The sequence below is a fragment of the Lutibacter flavus genome (genome assembly GCF_900188355.1).
Taxonomy (GTDB): domain Bacteria; phylum Bacteroidota; class Bacteroidia; order Flavobacteriales; family Flavobacteriaceae; genus Lutibacter; species Lutibacter flavus.
Window position 1 is genome coordinate 460048 of record NZ_FZNX01000001.1, and the last position, 19167, is coordinate 479214.

General features: G+C 27.7%; 20 protein-coding genes, 1 tRNA gene and 1 pseudogene. 12 read left to right on the forward strand and 10 right to left on the reverse strand.

Going from position 1 to position 19167, the window contains the following annotated elements; genetic code table 11:
* Nucleotides 1-52: 52 nt before the first annotated feature.
* The 4 genes and pseudogenes from CHB63_RS01990 to CHB63_RS17290 all read left to right on the forward strand — a co-directional run.
* Nucleotides 53-721: a bifunctional 4-hydroxy-2-oxoglutarate aldolase/2-dehydro-3-deoxy-phosphogluconate aldolase gene (locus tag CHB63_RS01990; protein WP_089376752.1), complete on the forward strand. Its 669-nt coding sequence runs from the start codon at nt 53-55 to the stop codon at nt 719-721.
* Nucleotides 722-1224: 503 nt separating this feature from the next.
* Complete coding sequence (locus CHB63_RS01995) at nt 1225-1530, forward strand: hypothetical protein (RefSeq protein WP_089376753.1); 306 nt, start codon at nt 1225-1227, stop codon at nt 1528-1530.
* A 320-nt stretch (nt 1531-1850) separates the two neighbouring features.
* Nucleotides 1851-2423 (forward strand): hypothetical protein, encoded by a 573-nt coding sequence (locus tag CHB63_RS02000; protein ID WP_089376754.1) that lies wholly within the window; start codon nt 1851-1853, stop codon nt 2421-2423.
* Between the two features lie 88 nt (nt 2424-2511).
* A pseudogene (locus CHB63_RS17290) lies at nt 2512-2610 on the forward strand (type I restriction-modification system subunit M N-terminal domain-containing protein); the annotation flags it as partial.
* 164 nt (nt 2611-2774) lie between these two features.
* Here CHB63_RS17290 and CHB63_RS02010 read toward each other — a convergent pair.
* Nucleotides 2775-3872: an alkene reductase gene (locus CHB63_RS02010; protein WP_089376755.1), complete on the reverse strand. Its 1098-nt coding sequence runs from the start codon at nt 3870-3872 to the stop codon at nt 2775-2777.
* 445 nt (nt 3873-4317) lie between these two features.
* Here CHB63_RS02010 and CHB63_RS02015 point away from each other — a divergent pair, with 445 nt between their 5' ends.
* Nucleotides 4318-5652 (forward strand): polysaccharide deacetylase family protein, encoded by a 1335-nt coding sequence (locus CHB63_RS02015; protein WP_089376756.1) that lies wholly within the window; start codon nt 4318-4320, stop codon nt 5650-5652.
* Between the two features lie 99 nt (nt 5653-5751).
* On the opposite strand, the gene CHB63_RS02020 is transcribed toward CHB63_RS02015, so the two are convergent.
* A tRNA-Met gene (locus tag CHB63_RS02020) sits at nt 5752-5825 on the reverse strand.
* 129 nt (nt 5826-5954) lie between these two features.
* On the opposite strand from CHB63_RS02020, the gene CHB63_RS02025 reads away from it, so the two are divergent.
* Both CHB63_RS02025 and CHB63_RS02030 read left to right on the forward strand, forming a co-directional pair.
* Nucleotides 5955-6338 (forward strand): START-like domain-containing protein, encoded by a 384-nt coding sequence (locus CHB63_RS02025; RefSeq protein ID WP_089376757.1) that lies wholly within the window; start codon nt 5955-5957, stop codon nt 6336-6338.
* 82 nt (nt 6339-6420) lie between these two features.
* Nucleotides 6421-7239: an aminotransferase class IV gene (locus CHB63_RS02030; RefSeq protein WP_089376758.1), complete on the forward strand. Its 819-nt coding sequence runs from the start codon at nt 6421-6423 to the stop codon at nt 7237-7239.
* Here the strand turns inward: CHB63_RS02030 and CHB63_RS02035 are convergent.
* From CHB63_RS02035 to CHB63_RS02055, 5 genes are all read right to left on the reverse strand, one after another.
* Nucleotides 7231-7788, reverse strand: coding sequence for a YqgE/AlgH family protein (locus CHB63_RS02035; protein ID WP_089376759.1), 558 nt, complete (start codon nt 7786-7788; stop codon nt 7231-7233). The genes CHB63_RS02030 and CHB63_RS02035 overlap by 9 nt on opposite strands.
* A gap of 97 nt (nt 7789-7885) precedes the next feature.
* Nucleotides 7886-8158, reverse strand: coding sequence for an HU family DNA-binding protein (locus CHB63_RS02040; protein WP_089376760.1), 273 nt, complete (start codon nt 8156-8158; stop codon nt 7886-7888).
* A gap of 190 nt (nt 8159-8348) precedes the next feature.
* A complete protein-coding gene (gene fmt / locus CHB63_RS02045) occupies nt 8349-9293 on the reverse strand; it encodes a methionyl-tRNA formyltransferase (protein WP_176420217.1) in 945 nt (314 codons plus the stop codon).
* Nucleotides 9293-11188 (reverse strand): RecQ family ATP-dependent DNA helicase, encoded by a 1896-nt coding sequence (locus CHB63_RS02050; protein WP_089376761.1) that lies wholly within the window; start codon nt 11186-11188, stop codon nt 9293-9295. The genes fmt and CHB63_RS02050 overlap by 1 nt, the downstream gene beginning before the upstream one ends.
* On the reverse strand, nt 11188-11721 hold the full coding sequence (locus CHB63_RS02055) for an AAA family ATPase (RefSeq protein WP_089376762.1): 534 nt from the start codon (nt 11719-11721) through the stop codon (nt 11188-11190). Before CHB63_RS02055 ends, CHB63_RS02050 begins: the two co-directional genes overlap by 1 nt.
* Before the next feature lie 117 nt (nt 11722-11838).
* Between CHB63_RS02055 and CHB63_RS02060 the strand changes: the two genes are divergently transcribed.
* From CHB63_RS02060 to CHB63_RS02080, 5 genes are all read left to right on the forward strand, one after another.
* Entirely contained in the window at nt 11839-12120 is a 282-nt protein-coding gene (locus CHB63_RS02060; RefSeq protein WP_089377556.1) for a DUF493 family protein, read from the forward strand.
* A gap of 104 nt (nt 12121-12224) precedes the next feature.
* The gene (locus CHB63_RS02065) at nt 12225-13823 is read left to right on the forward strand and encodes a peptidylprolyl isomerase (RefSeq protein ID WP_089376763.1); all 1599 of its coding nucleotides are present in this window, start codon (nt 12225-12227) and stop codon (nt 13821-13823) included.
* A 13-nt stretch (nt 13824-13836) separates the two neighbouring features.
* Nucleotides 13837-14685, forward strand: a complete 849-nt coding sequence (locus CHB63_RS02070; protein ID WP_141107243.1) for a peptidyl-prolyl cis-trans isomerase — start codon at nt 13837-13839, stop codon at nt 14683-14685.
* Between the two features lies 1 nt (nt 14686).
* Nucleotides 14687-16075: a peptidylprolyl isomerase gene (locus tag CHB63_RS02075; RefSeq protein ID WP_089377557.1), complete on the forward strand. Its 1389-nt coding sequence runs from the start codon at nt 14687-14689 to the stop codon at nt 16073-16075.
* A 4-nt stretch (nt 16076-16079) separates the two neighbouring features.
* Nucleotides 16080-17033, forward strand: a complete 954-nt coding sequence (locus CHB63_RS02080) for an AAA family ATPase (RefSeq protein ID WP_089376765.1) — start codon at nt 16080-16082, stop codon at nt 17031-17033.
* Here CHB63_RS02080 and rsmD read toward each other — a convergent pair whose 3' ends face one another.
* The 3 genes from rsmD to CHB63_RS02095 are packed head-to-tail and all read right to left on the reverse strand — an operon-like array spanning nt 17034 to nt 19127.
* On the reverse strand, nt 17034-17588 hold the full coding sequence (rsmD, locus tag CHB63_RS02085) for a 16S rRNA (guanine(966)-N(2))-methyltransferase RsmD (protein WP_089376766.1): 555 nt from the start codon (nt 17586-17588) through the stop codon (nt 17034-17036).
* Nucleotides 17588-18430, reverse strand: coding sequence for a DUF3822 family protein (locus CHB63_RS02090; RefSeq protein ID WP_089376767.1), 843 nt, complete (start codon nt 18428-18430; stop codon nt 17588-17590). The genes rsmD and CHB63_RS02090 overlap by 1 nt, the downstream gene beginning before the upstream one ends.
* The gene (locus CHB63_RS02095; RefSeq protein WP_089376768.1) at nt 18399-19127 is read right to left on the reverse strand and encodes a hypothetical protein; all 729 of its coding nucleotides are present in this window, start codon (nt 19125-19127) and stop codon (nt 18399-18401) included. Before CHB63_RS02095 ends, CHB63_RS02090 begins: the two co-directional genes overlap by 32 nt.
* Nucleotides 19128-19167 lie beyond the last annotated feature (40 nt).

Below are 19167 nucleotides of genomic sequence, written 5' to 3' on the forward strand. Positions count from 1 at the left end.
TCTCATTATTTGAAGTTAGAAAATTAAACGATTAAACAAATACACAAAAAATATGGCACAATTTACAAGAATAGAAGTTGCAACAGTTATGAAAGAAACGGGGATGATTCCTTTATTTTTTAGTAACGATTTAGAGTTAAGTAAAAATGTTTTAAAAGCGTGTTATAACGGTGGTGCACGATTAATGGAGTTTACAGCACGTGGAGATTTCGCTCACGAAGTTTTTGGCGAATTAACAAAATATGCAATTAAAGAATTACCAGGAATGATAATGGGAGTTGGCTCTGTTACAGATGGTGCAGCAGCTTCATTGTATATGGCTTTGGGAGCTAATTTTATTGTAACGCCTGTTTTAAGAGAAGACATTGCAATAGCTTGTAACCGAAGAAAAGTATTATGGTCTCCTGGATGTGGAACCTTAACTGAAATTGCACGAGCAGAAGAATTAGGTTGTGAAATTGTAAAATTATTTCCTGGAGATATTTATGGACCTCAATTTGTAAAAGGAATTAAGGGCCCTCAACCTTGGACAAGTGTTATGCCAACTGGTGGTGTTGCCCCAAATAAAGAAAACTTAACAGGATGGTTCAATGCTGGAGTAACTTGTGTTGGAATGGGGTCTCAATTAATTTCAAAAGAAATTATAGCGAATAAAGATTATGCCAAATTAGAGCAAGATGTAAAAAATGCGATTGCTTTAATTAAAGAAGTTAGAAAATAACCACGTTATTTAATAAAAAATAAAAAGCGATTTAGAATTCTAAATCGCTTTTTTTATAGATTAAATTTGTAGCGTGCTGCAGAATTGAACTGCTGATCTCAGAGTTATTTTAATAAAATTTTTAAATTCCTCCATTTTATAATGGCTTCCGAGCTATTTGTTTTTTAAATCGTATGTAAAAACGTATGTAGTTTTAGTTTATAGTAAAAAATGGAATACAAGATAATAACAATTATTTTCCTTATCATTCATTGTTACTTCTTCTTTTGATAACAAATTCCTGTTATAATTGGCTACAGAAGAAATGACACAAGTAAAAGAACCTTCTTTTAATTATGGTTTAATTTTAAATGATTATTTAGATAAAAATCTAAATAAACCATCCAAGTTAGGCAGATCCATTAATTTGAACGAATCCTGTCTTTTTATGCAATAACACTTTACAATCAAGCAGAAAATAATGTTTATAGAGCCTTACAAGGAATGTTAATGCATAGCCAGATTTGTTTTTAACAGTTGCTAATTTATTATTGGTTTGTGAAGCAAAACACACAGAAAAATTTGATGAAGAACAACTTAAAAGAACTTGGAATATAGCTGAGGTTTGTGCAAAATTATTGTACAAAGATTTGGGTTTTATAGAACCTCCAATACATACCGCTTTTAAATTGGGGGCAGCTATATATAACTCTCATATTAGTTGGTTAGAAATATTAGAAATAACCAAAGAAACCTATAAAATCAATGATAGAACTATAATTGTGATTAAAGCTGGAGTAGATTTACTAATTAGAAAGTTTTCAAAATAATGGATTAGTTAGGCTGGTTAGACGTTTTTTAATTTAATTATAGTGAGATTTTAATTCCCATTTTTTTGTAAAACACTAACAAATAAAGGGTTACTTAAAAATTAATTAGTGATCTGATTAAAAGGTGTTTTCTGCTTTTTTAATTTGTAAAAAGGGTTTATTTTTATAGGTTTAAAAGTTATAATTAGAAGAGAAATTCAATTTTAAAAATGGCAAAATATGGAGCAATCCAAAAAGAAGGTCCTTTTGGAAAGTTCATTATTTTGCCACTAGAAATTGTCAGTAAACTAACAAATTAATTACATTCTATAACTAATAGTATGAATAAGATATTAAAATCAATTCTTAAAGAAATAGAAATTCAACCATTTGAATTAACAGATGATAAATTAGAAAATACAAATCAATATAAATTTATTTATAATAAAATAGTTGAAAATTTAGGAGAACCAACCTTTAAAAGAGTATTGGCTATTAGGTTAATTACTGAACAATTATTTAGAGAAGATAATTATGGTTCAGTAGATTTTAACAGGCACAAAGAAAAGCTAAAAAAAATGCTTATGGATCTTAGTGAAACAGAAATGTCGGATCTAATATCTCATTATTATGGAGTTTCGGACCCAAGAAGATTTCAAATGATTGAAAGTGTTGAATACTTAACTTCACATAATGAAAGAATTAATGTAAGTTTTATCATAAATGTTTTAGCCAATTCAATTGTTGACGAGATAAACTATGAAATTTTATTGGTAAAACTAAAACTTCAAAATATAATTTATTTAAAAGAATGGCATTCATTTTATGGTGTAAATAAAGATGATTATACTGAAAATGAATACAATAGTAATATTGAAAGAATTAATGATATTATTACCGGTGTACTAAAATAAATAGTGTAGATTTAAATCTTCACTAGAAGATAAATCAAACCACTAAATAATCGAACAAAAACAAAAATTAGAACAACAACTTTAGAATATTGCCAATAAACTCCGTAGAAATATGGATGTTAACGATTGTAAAAACTACATATTAGGTTTTATTTTTTACAAGTATTTAAGTAAAAAAAGCGATTTAGAATTCTAAATCGCTTTTTTTTATAGATTTGTCTCGTCCTAATATAGTGTTAAGTGTAACACTATTTCAAAACGTCACAATTAAATGTATAGCGTGTTACAGAATTTCACTTGTTTCGGAAGGCGTTATAATTATTTTTATCTTTTTTTAATAATCTATAATTCTTAAGAATAAAAAGGGTAATCAGTATATCCTTTTTCTCCAGTATCAGAATAAAATGTATCAACATCCCAGTTAGCTAAAGGTGCATTTTTTTCAAATCTTTCTGCTAAATCAGGATTTGAAATAAATAATTTACCATAAGCTACCAAATCAGCTAAACCTTCTTTAATAACTTTATTCCCTTTTTCCTGATTGAAATTACTATTAATTATAACGGTTCCGTTATATAATGGTCGAAAATGCTCTGCAATATTTTGTATCGCAAACGGAACCTTAGAAACATCTGTAAAAGGTTCTGAAAGATGTATATAAGCAATGTTATAATTGTTTAATTTTTTTATTACATATTCAAATAAAGGAATGGTTTCTTTATCAACATAAATACCATGCATATTGTGCATAGAAGGGTTAAACCGAACACCAATCCGGTTTTGGGGAAAAACTTTACTAATTTCATCTAAAACTTCAAAGAAAAAACGTGTTCGATTTTCAATGTTACCTCCGTACTCATCCTTTCTTTGGTTTGAACATTTATTAAAAAATTGATGAAATAAATATCCATTTGAAGAATGAATTTCTAAACCATCAAACCCCGCATCTTTTGCATTAATTGCAGCTTTTTTAAATTCTTCAACTGTGGTTTTTATATCATCTAAAGTCATTTCTTTTGGAGTAACTGTATCTTTAAAACCTTTAGGAGTAAAAGATTTTGAGTTCGGGTTGATAGCGCTCGGAGCAAAGGGCAACGCTCCATTGTGAAAATCGGGATGAGAAACTCTACCCACATGCCATAATTGAATAAATATTTCACCTCCTTTTTTATGAACGGCTTCCGTTACATTTTTCCATCCTTTTGTTTGAGGTTTAGAATAAATTCCTGGAGTATTTACATAGCCAACTGCTCGTTTTGAAACCTGAGAACCTTCAGTAATTATAAGTCCTGCAGTAGCCCTTTGTGTATAATACTTTACTTGTAAATCGGTTGGAGCATTTTCTTTATTGTTGCATCTAGAACGAGTCATAGGAGCAATTACTAATCTATTTTTTAAAAGTAAATCTCCCATTTTATAAGGAGTTAAAAGCGGTTGAATTTTTGTCATTATCTTTTTAATTAACTTCTTGTAAAGTTAATTAATATTCTTTGAGGCATTAGTTTTAATAATTTTTTTTAATTACTATTATTTTACTTTAGGAAGAGCTATTTATTTCTAATAATATCTTAAAACTGATAAAGATGTAAATAACACCATGATAATTATCATTTTATTATTTATTTTAACTTTGTAATTTTAAATGTTGAACCCACACACAATTTTTATAAATATGGAAAACTAGTAAAGTTTATTTGATACTAGAAAGCACTTATTATTCAAGTATTTTTTTTGCAATTAAAATGTGGTTACCGAAAAGAATATACAATTCAAAAAATTTATGCTTAAAATGGAACTATTGCAAAAGACTAAGATTCAACAAAGGGTTTTCCAGTAACACAATCTTTATAAAGAAAAAAGCGATTCATTAATTTGTAAAAAAATAAAGAACAAAATGCAGCATAAAAAAACATTGTTAATTCTAATTTTCGGTTTGATTTTGATTTACTCTTGTAATATAGAAAAAGAAGGAAATATTGGACAAACAATTATTACCAAATGGCAAGGCGACAAAAGATCTGCAGTTTCAATAACCTATGATGATGGCATTATTAATCAATTCACGGTTGCTAAACCTATCATGGATAAGTTTAAAATGCCTGGTACTTTTTATATAATTACAGGAAAGATTGACGGGTCAGAAAAAGGGAAATTTATTGGTAGACCAAAAGAGGAAATAATTGAAGAGACAAAATATTCTAAAACTAATGAAAATAATTTCTTTGAAAGGGCTTCTCTTATTGCATTTACTGGAACTACTGAAGCTATAGATTTTCATTCGAGAGCGGGTTCTCTTTATGAGGCGGGAAACCGACTAGAAGCGTATATAATTTTAGATGAGGGATATAGTAAAATTAGAAGAGGGAAAATTAAAAACTTAAATGAAGCAATATTTCATGACAATGTTATAGACACAACTACTTGGCAAGATCTAAAAAATTATGCTAAAGAGGGGCACGAAATAGCAAGTCATACGGTTACTCACGCAAGACTAGCTGTTTTAGATGAAAAGAATTTATTGTATGAACTTGAACAAAGTAAAAAGGATATTGGGCATTTTTTGGGTGAAAAATATACTTTTTCAGCAGAATGTCCATATGGGACAGAAAATGAAAGAGTGATGGAATATGCACATAAATTATATCCTTCACTTAGAAATAGAATGCCAGAGCTTTATCTTGAAGAGATTAATAGAGGTAGTGACAAAAAACCTGAAGAATCGAAAAAAGAATATGTTCAATGGCAAAGAGGTCCTCTAACAAACACAGAAATGGATAAAATGAAAGAATGGGTTGATACTATCCTTATTCATGATAATATTTGGTTGGTTTTGGTTTTTCATGGTGTTGACGGAGTAGGATGGGAGCCTAAAACAGGTGAAGAATTAGAAGATTATTTTAAGTATATAAATGATCGCAAAGAGCAAATTTGGACTGCTACTTTTGCAGATGTTACTAAGTATATTAGAGAAAGAAAAAGTACAAAGATTGAAATCGAATTGAAAGAGGAAAGAATCAAGCTGCATATATCTTCCAATTTAGACCCAAATGTTTATGATGTACCAATTACTTTAAAAACGTATGTTCCTAAAAGTTGGAAAAACGTTGCAATTAATAAAGATGACGTTATTTATAAAACACAAACAGATACACTAGGGAGTTATGTAACTTATTCCGTTATGCCAAATGAAAGAGATTTAGTTCTTGAAGAGGCATTGCAAAATAATTAGTGTAAGTAATTTTAGAAACTTCAAGTGAAGAAAGCGTAAATTAGTTTTTAAAGAATATTAAAAATTAAAAAACCCAAGTAATTTACTTGGGTTTTTTTGTAGCGTGATGCAGAATTGAACTGCAGACCTCCGGGTTATGAATCCGACGCTCTAACCAACTGAGCTACCACGCCATTTATTAAGGGTGCAAATATAAAAATAAAAATCTTGTTGTCACAAATTTATTTTACTAATTTTTTTTTAATAATTTTAATTTTTTTACAATGGATAATTTATATATATTGTGCTTTTAAAATAATAAGATGTCAACAAAAATAAAATTTGAAATAGAGTTCCCGATTCACGCTTCACCACATATGTTATATCAGTACTTTGGTACGCCTTCTGGACTATCAGAATGGTTTGCAGACAATGTAAATTCTAGGGGAGAAGTGTATACTTTTATATGGGATGGGTCAGAAGAAAAGGCAAAAGTTCTACAGGAAAGACCAGAAGAAAAGATTAAATTTAAGTGGCTAGACGGCGAAGATGATAAATCTTTCTTCGAATTTAGAATAGAAGTAGACGAAATAACTAAAGATGTTTCTTTAATTGTTACGGATTTTGCTGAAGAAGATGAAGTAGAAGAGTCTAAAATGTTTTGGACAAACCAAATTGATGAATTAAAGCATACCATAGGCGCTTAATAAAATAAACTTTTTACAATTATAAAAACCTTGACTTATTTCGAGGTTTTTTTTATTTAATTTTGTTTTCAAATTTTTTAATATGATAAATTTTAATGGCTATTTTATTGAAGACTCTAAAGAATTATTTAATGCAAATAATAGAGCGTTTAAATATGGGGATGCACTTTTTGAAACTATTAAAGTTAAAAAATCAAAAGTTTTATTTTTAGAAGATCATTATTTTAGGTTAATGGCCTCTATGAGAATGTTAAGAATGGAAATACCAATGAGCTTAACTTTAGAGTTTTTTGAAAATGAAATTTTAAAAACAGTTGAAGAAAATAAATTGGAAAATGCTAGGATTAGATTTTCAGTTTTTAGAAAAGATGGTGGATTGTATACTCCATTAACTAATGAAATTAGTTATTTAATTGAAGCTTCAAAATTAAATATAGCTATAAAAGAGATTTATACTTTAGATATTTATAAAGATTATTACATTTATTCAGGCTTGTTGTCTACCTTAAAAACAACAAATAAAATTACAAATGTGTTAGCAAGTATATATGCTAAAGAAAATAACTTGGACAATTGTGTATTATTAAACGAAAAAAAGAATGTTGTAGAAGCAATTAATGGAAATATATTTGTTATTTTTAAAAATAAAATTAAAACTCCCGCTTTAACAGAGGGTTGTGTAAAAGGAATAATGCGAAAAAAAATAATTGAATTAATCTCTGAAAATAATGAGTATTCTTTAGAAGAGACTTCAATTTCTCCATTTGAACTTCAAAAAGCAGATGAAGTTTTTATTACCAATGCAATTATTGGAATACAACCTGTAACCAATTATAAAAAGTCAAGTTTTAATACAAAAATAACAGAAGAATTGGCAATTAGATTGGATAATTTAGTTTAGAGAAGGATTTTTTGGAGCATTGGCCCAAATTTGATACTCACCACCAAATGCCATAATTTGGTTTTTCCAAATTTCATCGCTTTTTAAATTAAGTAAATTAGGATACTTATTTTTTACAATAACCCAGGTAGATTCATTCAATTCTTCAGTCAATTGATTTACTGACCAACCAGAATAACCTAAGAAAAAACGAATATCAGATTCATTTATTAGATGGTCATTTAATAAATCGGTTAAAGTTTCAAAATCTCCTCCCCAATAAAATTCATCATCTATTTGAATACTATCAGGTATTAAATTTGGGACTTTATGTATAAAATATAGATTTTCCTGTTCAACCGGACCACCATTGTAAACGGGTAAATCACATTCAATTTCTGGAATTAAATCTTTTAAAACAAATTCTGTTGGCTTATTTAAAATAAAACCAATACATCCATCTTTGTTATGCTCGGTTAAATAAATAACAGACCTGTTAAATTCTTTATCATTAAGAATTGAAGGCTCGGCAATAAGTAATTTACCTTTAGTAGGATTTCTATCTAACATAGAGCAATGTTTTCTTAAATATAGAAAAAAAAATCAATAAAAAAAACTCTTCAAAAATTGAAGAGTTTTAATTTGTAATAATTGAGATTTTTATTTTTTAGTTTACTGCATCACTAAATCCAGCACCTGCTTTAAATTTCACAACATTTTTAGCTGCAATTTGAATAGTAGCTCCTGTTTGAGGATTTCTACCAGTTCTTGCCGCTCTTTTAGAGATAGACCAAGTTCCCCATCCTACTAATGCAACTTTATCACCTTTTTTAAGTGCTTTTGTTACATTATCTGTTAATGATTCTAATGCTGCTTTAGCTGCTGCTTTAGAAATGCCAGCATCTGCTGCCATTGCATCAATTAAATCTGATTTGTTCATAACTTAAATTTTAAATTAATTGGTTAAACATTTTTTTTGCTTGTAATAAGCTTAACAAAGTTAGAAGGAATAAGGGTTTATGCAAGTTTTTGTCCAAAAAAGAGAAGGATTTGTTAATAAATGATAGTAAATGTTAATAACATCAAAGCTTTTTTGTCAAATTTTCTCTAAAGCCCTGCAAAATATGGGCTTATTGCACTACAGCATTTGAATGAAACACATAGCCATTCAACAAACTTTTACTGTCCATTTTTCTTTTTCCTGATAATTGAAGACTTTCTATTTTTATAAATCCTTTTACCACTGCAATTTTAATTTCATTTTTTGAAGTAATTACTGTTCCAACATTTAGAGAATGTTCTTCAAATTCAGGTTTAACATCAAAGATTTTAACTTTTATTTCTTCCTTATTATTAATTAAAGTTGTCCAAGCCGCTGGAAATGGATTTAGACCTCTTATTAAATTATAAATATTTTCAATAGTATCATTCCAATTTATTTTACACGTGTTAGTAAATATTTTTGGAGCGGGTTTTTCTTCAACCTCGGGTTGTTTTATAGCTGTAACTTTTCCTTTTTCTATCTGTTTTACGGTTTCAACAACTAAGGCACTTCCAACATTCATAAGTTTGTCATGAAGTTCTCCTAAAATTTCATCTTTTCCAATTTCAACTTCTTTTTGTAAAATAATATTTCCAGTATCTATTTTTTCATCAATAAAAAAGGTAGATACACCAGTTTTAGTTTCACCATTTATAATAGCCCAATTAATTGGTGCCGCACCTCTATAATTTGGTAAAAGCGATGCATGTAGATTAAAAGTACCATATTTAGGCAATTTCCAAACAATAGTTGGCAACATTCTAAAGGCAACAACAATTTGTAAATTTGCGTTTAAGTCTTTTAATTCTTCAATAAATTCTTCACTTTTTAAATTTGTAGGTTGTAAAATATGCAATCCATTTTCTAAAGCGTATTTTTTTACTGCAGATTGATTTATTTTTCTGCCACGTCCTGCTGGTTTATCGGGTGCAGTTATTACACCAACAATATTATATTTTGCTTTTAAAAGAGCGTCTAAGGGCGCAACAGCAAAATCTGGAGTCCCCATAAATACAATTCTTAAATCTCTCATTAGAAGTTAAGTTTAAATTTATTTTGCGAAGTTATGGCTATTTTATTTTTTTCTAATAACAATTTAAGCGAATTTAAAAGTTGTTTTTCATTACATTTTAATATGGTAGCTAATTGTTGCGATGATAATTCTTGATCTTTTAGAATTTTAATTATTTGATCTATAAGTGGTTGTGCAATTTTACTATTGTATGTTTTTGATTTGCAAACATCGCATTTTCCACAGGACTCAGTAATAATTTCATTAAAATAAGCGAGTAGCATAATATTTCTGCATACCTTCTTATTTCTTATAAATGAAATAGAAGCTTGCAATTTTTCGAATTTCAAGTTATTCTGTTGCTCTATATTTTTTGAAATTCTATTTATAGTATAATCATCTTCACGAATTACTAAAAATGAAAGCCTCGAATCTGAATTCTCACAAGTGTAGTTAACAATTCCAATTTTGTGTAATTCTTTAAGTTCTTTTATTATTTCGTTTTTTTTAATACCTAATTTCTTTGATAAATTAAATTCGTTTATAACTGTATAATGTTCAAAAATACCCCCGTAGCTTCTAAGAATTAATTTGATTAGATTATTGTGTTTAGGATGCTTATCAATATAATTAAAGAGTTGATTGTTGCTTACTAAAAATTTTAAAGTCGATTTTTTACTGTAATTTTCATCTAAAAGAATAATATTTTCTCTTTCTAAAATTTTAATTGCATTGTAGGTTTGTAGCAGCTTTAAATTATAAACTAAACAAAATTCTTGTAAAGAAAAATTAAAAAATTCAATTGGCTGTTCTCCAATTGAAATTTTATAAAACTGGTTTAAATTTGAATAAATTTGTTTAACATATTTTATTGAAGGAGTATTTAATTTGAAACGATTTTCGGCGTCAAATAAAGTAGCTTCATTTGTTAAAATTAATGAGTAGGATTCTTTACCATCTCTTCCGGCTCTTCCAGCCTCTTGAATATAATTTTCTAAACTATTTGGTACGTTAATATGAACTACCGCTCTAACGTTAGATTTATCTATCCCCATTCCAAAAGCGTTTGTTGCAACCATAATGGGGGTTTTATCAGATATCCAGGAAGAATAAGCATTATTTTTTTCTTGATTAGAAAGTCCTCCGTGGTAGTAAGTACTTTTATAATTATGCCTGATTAAATAGTTGTTTACTTCTTTCGTTTGTTTTCTATTATTGGTATATATAATTATAGAATCAGTAATTCTACCTACAATTTGAAGCAATTTTTCATAATAATTTTCAGTGTAAATAACCTGATATGTTAAGTTATTTCTTTGGAAAGATTTTTTAAAAATGGTTGCATTTTCAATTTCTAAATTCTTGGTAATATCTTCTAAAACTTTTTGGGTAGCCGTTGCTGTTAAAGCAATAAAATTTGCATTGGGTTGTAATTCTTTTAAAATGTTTAATTTTAAATAAGAAGGTCTAAAATCGTGACCCCATTCTGAAATACAATGTGCTTCGTCAATAGCAAAAAATGAAACATTAATTTGTTTGATTTTATCTTGAATTAATTTTGATTGTAGTTTTTCTGGAGATAAGTATAAAAATTTATATCCGCCAAATTGTAAGTTGTCAAAAGCAATAATAATTTCATCTTGTGAAAGTTGGGAAGTTAAGGCAATTGCTTTTATGTTTTTTTCTAATAGACTTTCAACCTGATCTTTAATTAATGCAATTAGAGGAGAAACCACTATGCACACGCCATCTAATAACAAGGCAGGTATTTGATAACAAATAGATTTTCCTCCACCAGTTGGTAATAATACTACACAATTATCACCTTTTATTACAGCTGTTATTATTTCCTCTTGTGGTTTTCTAAACTGAGTGTAATTCCAATGTTTTTTTAATATTTCAAGAGGAGAACTCATTATTTAATGAACTCTAAAATAAATTTAACTCTCTCTGAAACCGTTCCAATTGGAACTTCGATAATTGGATATTGTAAATCTTTATAAGTACGTTCTAAATGGTTATGAATAGCCAAAGCTTGTTCAAAATTTTCGTAGCGCTCATTATCAGAAATATAGATTTCTTCCCAAGGCGGCATTAAAAAAATATAATCGTAGCGGTATAAATTACTTTTAGTAGTATAGGTTTTTGGATAATCTATACTTATATAATTCATATAGGCCTGTACATCTGGGATTCCTCTATCAAAAAACACAATGTCAGAATTTTTAGTCTCAGCTTCAATATATTGATTTATACGGCTTTCAAGTAGTAATTCACTAAATAACAATGGTTTGGTTAAAAATAACTGCTCAGTTCCATTTTTTCTGGCATTTATGGTAACCTCTCTTGAAACTTCATGCATACACATAAAATTCCGTTTACTTAATTCTTCTATTACAGTAGACTTTCCCGTACCTGGGCCGCCAGTTATAACAATTTTATTTTGCATAGCACAAAAATAAGTTATTCAATAAATTATACTTCAAATAATAATGTAATTTTGTCAGTAAAATATTAACATTTTAAAAATGGGCTTATTTTTGTAATGTATATTTCAAAAAAAACAATGGATAAAAGAACTGAATTTTATAAAAAATTAAAAAAGAAATTAAAAAAGGATACCAGTTTTCCAACAAAGTATCTTTTTAAATTTATTGTCCCTTCAGATGTTGAAAAAATAGATCAAATTGAAGAGTTGTTTAATTTTACTGGAGCAGTTATAAATAAAAGGACTTCTAAAACGGGAAAATTTACAAGTGTCTCTGTTCATATTATTATGAAAAAAGCTGATGATATTATATTAAAATATCAACAAGCAGAGAAAATTGAAGGAATAATTTCTTTGTGATTCTTTTAACATCCAAAATCAAAAATATAAAATAAATTGCACCGTTTTTCAGTTAATATTAATAAGTTTATCAATTATTAATTTTAAAAAGAAAACTAAATTTTATGAAGTTATTTTTTTCATTTATTATAGCATTATTAGCAAGTACTCAAATTTTTTCGCAAGAAAATGAAGAAGTATTATTTACGTTAAATAATGAACCTGTTTTTACTAAAGAATTTTTAAAGGCTTATGAAAAAAACGCCGAATTAATAACTGAGTCTAATAATAAAACAGCAGACTATTTAGAATTATTTGTTAATTATAAATTAAAGGTTAAAGAGGCAAAAGAATTAAAGTTAGATACCTTTCCTAAATATATTTCGGAATTAGAAGATTATAAAAATAGGTTAATTCTTCCTTATTTAAAGGATGCAGATGTCACCAAAAAACTGGTTGAAGAAGCCTACCAAAGACTTCAAAAGGAAGTAAACGCAAGTCATATTTTAATTAATATGAAGCCAGATTCATCTCCAAAAGACACGTTAAATGCTTATAATAAGTTATTGGAGGCACGTAATCTTGTTTTAAAAGGTGAAGATTTTACTGAAGTTGCTAAAAAGTATTCAGAAGATCCATCTGTTGAACAAAATGGAGGGAATTTAGGTTTTTTTACAGGATTACAAATGGTTTATCCATTTGAAAATGCTGCTTTTACCACTACAAAAAACGAAGTTTCTATGCCATTTAGAACTAAATTCGGTTTTCATATTTTGCAAGTTCATGAAATAAGAAAGGCAAGAGGCGAAGTTGAAGTTGCGCATATAATGATAAAAAAAGAGGATTTAAAAGCTGAGAAAAAAATTGATTCAGTTTTTAATATGTTAAAAGTAGATAATTCAAATTTTAGTGAATTGGCTAAAAATATTTCAGATGATAGGGCAAGTGCCATAAACGGTGGGAAATTAAAGCGGTTTGGATATGGTGAAATGATTGCGGATTTTGCTAAGGTTGCTTTTGAAATGAAAGAAGTTGGTGAAATTTCAAACCCATTTAAAACTAAATATGGATGGCATATTATTAAATTAATTAATAAATATCCTATTGAAAGTTTTGATGAAATGAAAGCAAAATTAACTCAAGAGATTCAACGAGATGAACGCTCAAATTTAATAGGTAAATCAGTAATAAAAAAATTAACGAATACTTATAAAATTAAAGTTAATAAAGAAGCCTTAAATCAACTTGAAACAGAGGATTATAGAAATGAATTAAATGGTTTTGATCAAGAACTTTTTAAAATAGAATCTAAAACTATTTTTCAAAAAGATTTTATAGCCTTTTTAAAAGCTAATAAATTTGCAACTATTAATAGTGCGTTTAATAGTTTTAAGGAACAAGAAGTTCTAAATTATTACAAAGCTAATATTGAATTTGTAAATGAGGAATTTGCAGATACTTATAAGGAATTTAAAGAAGGGTTGTTGTTGTTTGATTTATTAGAAAAGAAAATTTGGGAAAAATCAAAAGACAGCATTGGACTTTCAAATTATTTTTCTAAAATGAAACCTAAAAAATATATCGAAAAGGATTTTAAAAGTATAAAAGGTACAGTGATAAGTGATTACCAGATTCATTTGGAAAATTTATGGATTGAAGATTTACATAAAAAATATAGGGTTAAATTTAATAGCAAAGAAAAAAAGAAAGTATTAAAAAATTAAATAAATAGAAAAATTGAAGAAATTATACTTTTATATTATAGCAATTATTCTCTTACAATCTTGTAATTATTTTACCATAAAAAATGATTCTAAAGTGGCTGTAGCTCGTGTAAATAATAAGTATCTATATAAAGAAGATCTAAAAAATATTATTAAAAGTGATATTTCTCAAACAGATAGTATTTTAATAGTTAATAATTTTATTAATAATTGGATTAAGCAGCAACTACTATTATCTAAGGCTCAACTAAATTTAGAAAACAAATCGGAAGAATTTGAAGGCCTGGTAAAAAATTATAGAGAAGATCTATTTATAAACTCCTATAAAGAAGCGGTCGTTAAGCAATATTTAGATACAACAATTACTAATTCAGATATTGAAGATTTTTATAAAGAAAACAATCAAAATTTTAAATTAAATGAAGAATTACTGAAGCTTAAATATATTAAGATTGGTAAAGAAGTATTGAATAAAAATGAGTTAATTAAGCTATTTAAATCAAGTAAAAAAAGTGATTTGGATAGTTTGCAATCCAAGGAGTTATCATTAAAATCATATCATTTAAATGATTCAATTTGGGTGAAATATAGCGATCTGATTTATCAAATTTCAGTTTTAAAAGAATTGGAAAAAAAGGAAGTGTTAAAAAAAGATAAATTTATTCAAAAAGAAGATTCATTAAGCTTATATTTGGTGTCCATAAAAGAGGTGTTAAATAGAAATGAAATAGCTCCTAAAAGCTATGTAACACCAACAATTAAGCAAATGATTTTACACCAGCGTAAATTATTATTATTAAGAAAAATAGAAGAAACATTAATTGATGATGCAAGAAAAAAACAACAATTTGAAACATATTAAAATGACAAAAAGTACGATTATATTAGCTTTTTTATTAGTTACATTGGGAATAAAAGCGCAAGATAGTTTAATAGTTAATAACGTATTTCCTGAAAGAATTAAAGTTGATGGCGTTGCTGTTGTAGTAGGAAAAAATATAGTTTTAGATTCTGATATTGATAAATTTAAAAAAGAGTTGCAACAACGTATGGAAGGTAAACTTGATATTACTGATTGCGAAATTCTTGAAGAAATTATGACTCAAAAATTGATTGCACATCATGCAGTAATTGATAGTGTTGAAGTTTCGGAAGCAGAAATAAATTCAGAAGTTGAACGAAATATTTCCTATTTCTCACAACAATTGGGCTCAATGGAAAAAGTAGTTGAGTATTATGGATTTACAGATGAAGAAGATTTAAGAAATGAACTTGCGGGTATTCAAAAAGAACAACTTCTTATCCAAAGAGAAAGAGCGAGTATCACAGAGAAAATTGATGTAACTCCAGAAGAAGTTAGAACTTATTTTAGAAACCTAGAAAAGGAAAATAGTTTACCAGAATTTAGTGCAGAAATTGAATTGGCTCAAATTGTAAAAACAATAAAACCAACCGAAGAAGAAACAAATCGTGTTTTTGAAAAACTAAATGAAATTAAAGAAGATATTGAGGGCGGCTATAGTTTTAGATTAAAGGCTATTATAAATTCTGATGATCCTGCGGTTTCAAGTAATGGAGAAGGAGCAGGTGGTAAATATACAATTACTCGTGAGTCAAATTTTATTAAAGAATTTAAAGAAGTTGCTTTTAGTTTAGATGAAGGTGAGCTTTCAGAGCCTTTTGAATCTGGTTTTGGAATACATATTATTCAAGTAGAAAAAGTAAAAGGGCAAGAGAGAGATGTGCGTCATATTTTAATACAACCAAAAATTTCACAAGCTGAGTTAGATGCTTCTATAGCGGAATTAGCTGACGTTCGTAATCAAATTTTAAAAGGTGAAATTACTTTTGAGGAAGCTGTTTTAAAATATTCAGATGATGTAGAAACAAAAAATAATGAAGGGTTAATTTTAAATCCACAAACAAATGATACTCGTTTTGATTTAACACGTATGGACCCTAATTTATATAATAAAGTAAGTAGTTTAAATTCAGGAGAAATTACAGAACCTTTTTATGATGAAATTAGAGGAGGCGCAAAAATGCATAAAATTATACTTTTAAAAAGTAAAGAAGAAACTCATACTGCGAATTTCACTAAAGATTACGAGAAAATTCAACAACTAACATTACAGAAAAAACAAGAAGAAACTGTTGATAAATGGTCTGTTGATAAATTAGAGGATACATATATTAAAATTAATAAGGATTTTAAAAAGTGTACTTTTAAAAATAATTGGAAAAAGGAATAGTTGTATGTCAGATGTTGATACGTTAAAAGAATTAGTTCTAAAGCATAAAGCCTTAAAAAAGGAAATTGGTAAAGTGATTATTGGTCAGAATGAGGCAATTGATCATATTTTACTTTCAATTTTAAGTGGTGGACATTCATTGTTAATTGGAGTGCCAGGGTTAGCCAAAACTCTAATTGTACACACAATATCAGAAACTTTAGGATTAGATTTTAAACGTATTCAATTTACACCAGATTTAATGCCTTCTGATATTTTAGGAAGTGAAATTTTAGATGAAACGAATCATTTTAAATTTATAAAAGGACCTATTTTTAGTAATATTATACTTGCAGATGAAATAAACCGTACACCGCCTAAAACTCAAGCAGCACTTTTAGAGGCTATGCAGGAGCGTTCGGTAACTGTTGCAGGACATCATCATATATTAGAAGCTCCATTTTTTGTATTAGCTACTCAAAATCCTATTGAACAAGAAGGAACATATCCGCTTCCAGAGGCTCAATTAGATAGATTTATGTTTTCAATACAATTAGATTATCCAAGTTTTGAAGAGGAGGTTGAAGTTGTAAAAAGCACAACTAATGATGTAAGTGAAAGGATTAATTCAATAGTGACTTCAGAAGAAATTATTAATTTTCAGCATTTAGTTAGAAGAATTCCTGTTGCAGATAATGTTATTGAGTACGCAGTAAAATTAGTGTCTAAAACGCGTCCTAATTCAACGCATTCACCTGAAATTGTAAATAATTATATTGATTGGGGTGCGGGACCGAGAGCCTCTCAAAACTTAATTCTTGGTGCAAAAGCAAATGCAGCTGTAAATGGTAAATATTCTCCAGATATTGAAGATGTTCAGTCTGTGGCTTATTCAATATTAAAACATAGAATTGTTCGAAATTATAAAGCAGAGGCAGAAGGAATTTCCGAAAAACAAATAATAGAAGCTTTATTCTAATTATTCTTCTGATTGTTCAGCACTTTCGAAAAAACTAAACATATTTCCACCATATTTTTTTTGATAACTTAATTTAGGGTGATTTTCTAAATTGGTATGTTTAGAGTGTTCTATAATTAATACCCCATCTTCGTTAAGTAATTCATTTTCAAAAACTAGATCAATTATTTTTTCAAACTTTTCCAATTCAAAATCATAAGGGGGATCAGCAAAAATAACGTCAAATTTAGCGTTAGATTTCTCTATATACTTATACACATCACTTTTAATTACGTGTATATTAGCATCTAATTCCTTTGAAATAGCATTAATATATTTTACACAGCCAAAATGAGCATCAACAGCAGTAATATTTAAAGTACCTCTTGAGGCAAATTCGTAACTAATATTTCCCGTTCCAGAAAATAAATCTAAAATAGTTAAGTCAGTAAAATAATATAAATTATTAATGATATTGAATAAAGCTTCTTTTGCCATATCTGTAGTTGGCCGAACTGGTAAGCTTTTTGGAGCTTGTAATCGTCTACTTTTATATTTACCTGATATTATTCGCATTAAAATTGATTTAGAAGGGTGAAATTTGAATGAGGAGCTATTCCATTAATGGTTTTATTAGAACTCTCTAAAGTATAGAATTCAACATTTCTAACATACTGATATAGGGTATTGTATAGTTCGGATTCTTTCTCAATATCACCTAAAAGAATCAATTTAAATTCTTCAGGGTTTAAATTCAATTGCTCAGCAGTAAAAAGAATGTAATAAATAAAATCTTCCTTAGTTTTAAAAGAAAAACAATTAAATAATTCTAATTTTTTGTTCTTTATAACTACTATTTCAAAAGTAAAATTAGAAACATTAACAAAACAAAAATTTCCATCTAAATTTTTATATTTATTAAGAAGATTTTCAATTAAAACAGTTGAGGAATGTTTAAAAATAAATGCGCCAAAAGTTTCAATTAAAAAATTATTAATATTTACAAAAGGGATGTATACATTTACAATATCAGAATTATTAATTTTATCAAAGGTAATGTAGTCATTTTCTAATACTTTAACTGAGTATTGCAAATATTGAGCTAATTTGTTTTTATTAAAAAAAGGAGCAGGAACCTGAGCTACTAAATTGTTAAAATGGGTTACACTAACAGATTTATATTTTAATTGAAGTAATTCTTCTTGTGAAAAGATTTCTTGTACTAATTCTAAATGTTTAACTGGTGTTATAGTATTGTTAATAAACTCATAGCACGTAAAAGTACCAATAACATTTTTAATTTTGTTATAGGTACAAAAAGAAAATCCATCCAAACTGAGTTGGATGGATAAATGATTTTCTTCAAGATTTAAAAAATCTATATTTTTATTCGTTATCTTTTTTATCTCCTTTATCATAAGATGGTGGCCAGTTACCGTCTTCACTTACTTCACCTAAAGAACCAATTCTCACATATTCTCCTCTAATTTCTTCACCCCCAATTGCTTCTTTTTCTTGTTTAACTAAATTATGATCCATTCCTTTTAATATTAAAGCTTTATCAACTTTAACTTCAAAAACTGGAGCTTTTAAACCTGCAATTTTTTCAACAACTCCAACTTCAATTTTAAATTTTTGATCAGTTCCAGGAATTTGCATCATATTTTTGTAATCTCTTCCAACAAATTGAGCACGAACTTCTTCATATCCAATTGTATCTATTACTCTTTCTTCAATTTCTTTTGTAATTCCACCACCAACATCAATAGTTTTTGGAACGTTTCTAGTTTGAGTTAAGGCAAATTTAGCGGTATCAATAAATTTAATAAGATTATCCCCATTCGAAGTATAAGCACCGGTTACTTTTTTATGAGCAACTTCTGCATCGCGAATAATTTTTAAATTATTAATAACCTTCGCATATTTAACCTTCTTTTCTTTATTAAACTTAATTGGTTTCCTAATTTCAAAATTGATTTTGTAAACTAACAATGCTGCAAGTGCAATTAATACTAATGAAACTATCCAATGTAATTTTCTAGGGATATAATTTACAATTGCATAAGCTAAAAGAGCTGTAACTATAATGCCAGCTATTATAATCAAAAATGTCATAATTTTTATTTTTATTTTTCTATGTACGCAAATCTACAAA

Bases quoted from the DNA above. Each gene is read 5' to 3' on its own strand.
- CHB63_RS01990 (WP_089376752.1), top strand. From the start codon at position 53: ATGGCACAATTTACAAGAATAGAAGTTGCAACAGTTATGAAAGAAACG.
- CHB63_RS02000 (WP_089376754.1), top strand. From the start codon at position 1,851: ATGAATAAGATATTAAAATCAATTCTTAAAGAAATAGAAATTCAACCA.
- CHB63_RS02010 (WP_089376755.1), bottom strand. From the start codon at position 3,872: ATGACAAAAATTCAACCGCTTTTAACTCCTTATAAAATGGGAGATTTA.
- CHB63_RS02015 (WP_089376756.1), top strand. From the start codon at position 4,318: ATGCAGCATAAAAAAACATTGTTAATTCTAATTTTCGGTTTGATTTTG.
- CHB63_RS02025 (WP_089376757.1), top strand. From the start codon at position 5,955: ATGTCAACAAAAATAAAATTTGAAATAGAGTTCCCGATTCACGCTTCA.
- CHB63_RS02030 (WP_089376758.1), top strand. From the start codon at position 6,421: ATGATAAATTTTAATGGCTATTTTATTGAAGACTCTAAAGAATTATTT.
- CHB63_RS02035 (WP_089376759.1), bottom strand. From the start codon at position 7,788: ATGTTAGATAGAAATCCTACTAAAGGTAAATTACTTATTGCCGAGCCT.
- CHB63_RS02040 (WP_089376760.1), bottom strand. From the start codon at position 8,158: ATGAACAAATCAGATTTAATTGATGCAATGGCAGCAGATGCTGGCATT.
- fmt (WP_176420217.1), bottom strand. From the start codon at position 9,293: ATGAGAGATTTAAGAATTGTATTTATGGGGACTCCAGATTTTGCTGTT.
- CHB63_RS02050 (WP_089376761.1), bottom strand. From the start codon at position 11,188: ATGAGTTCTCCTCTTGAAATATTAAAAAAACATTGGAATTACACTCAG.
- CHB63_RS02055 (WP_089376762.1), bottom strand. From the start codon at position 11,721: ATGCAAAATAAAATTGTTATAACTGGCGGCCCAGGTACGGGAAAGTCT.
- CHB63_RS02060 (WP_089377556.1), top strand. From the start codon at position 11,839: ATGGATAAAAGAACTGAATTTTATAAAAAATTAAAAAAGAAATTAAAA.
- CHB63_RS02065 (WP_089376763.1), top strand. From the start codon at position 12,225: ATGAAGTTATTTTTTTCATTTATTATAGCATTATTAGCAAGTACTCAA.
- CHB63_RS02075 (WP_089377557.1), top strand. From the start codon at position 14,687: ATGACAAAAAGTACGATTATATTAGCTTTTTTATTAGTTACATTGGGA.
- CHB63_RS02080 (WP_089376765.1), top strand. From the start codon at position 16,080: ATGTCAGATGTTGATACGTTAAAAGAATTAGTTCTAAAGCATAAAGCC.
- rsmD (WP_089376766.1), bottom strand. From the start codon at position 17,588: ATGCGAATAATATCAGGTAAATATAAAAGTAGACGATTACAAGCTCCA.
- CHB63_RS02090 (WP_089376767.1), bottom strand. From the start codon at position 18,430: ATGATAAAGGAGATAAAAAAGATAACGAATAAAAATATAGATTTTTTA.
- CHB63_RS02095 (WP_089376768.1), bottom strand. From the start codon at position 19,127: ATGACATTTTTGATTATAATAGCTGGCATTATAGTTACAGCTCTTTTA.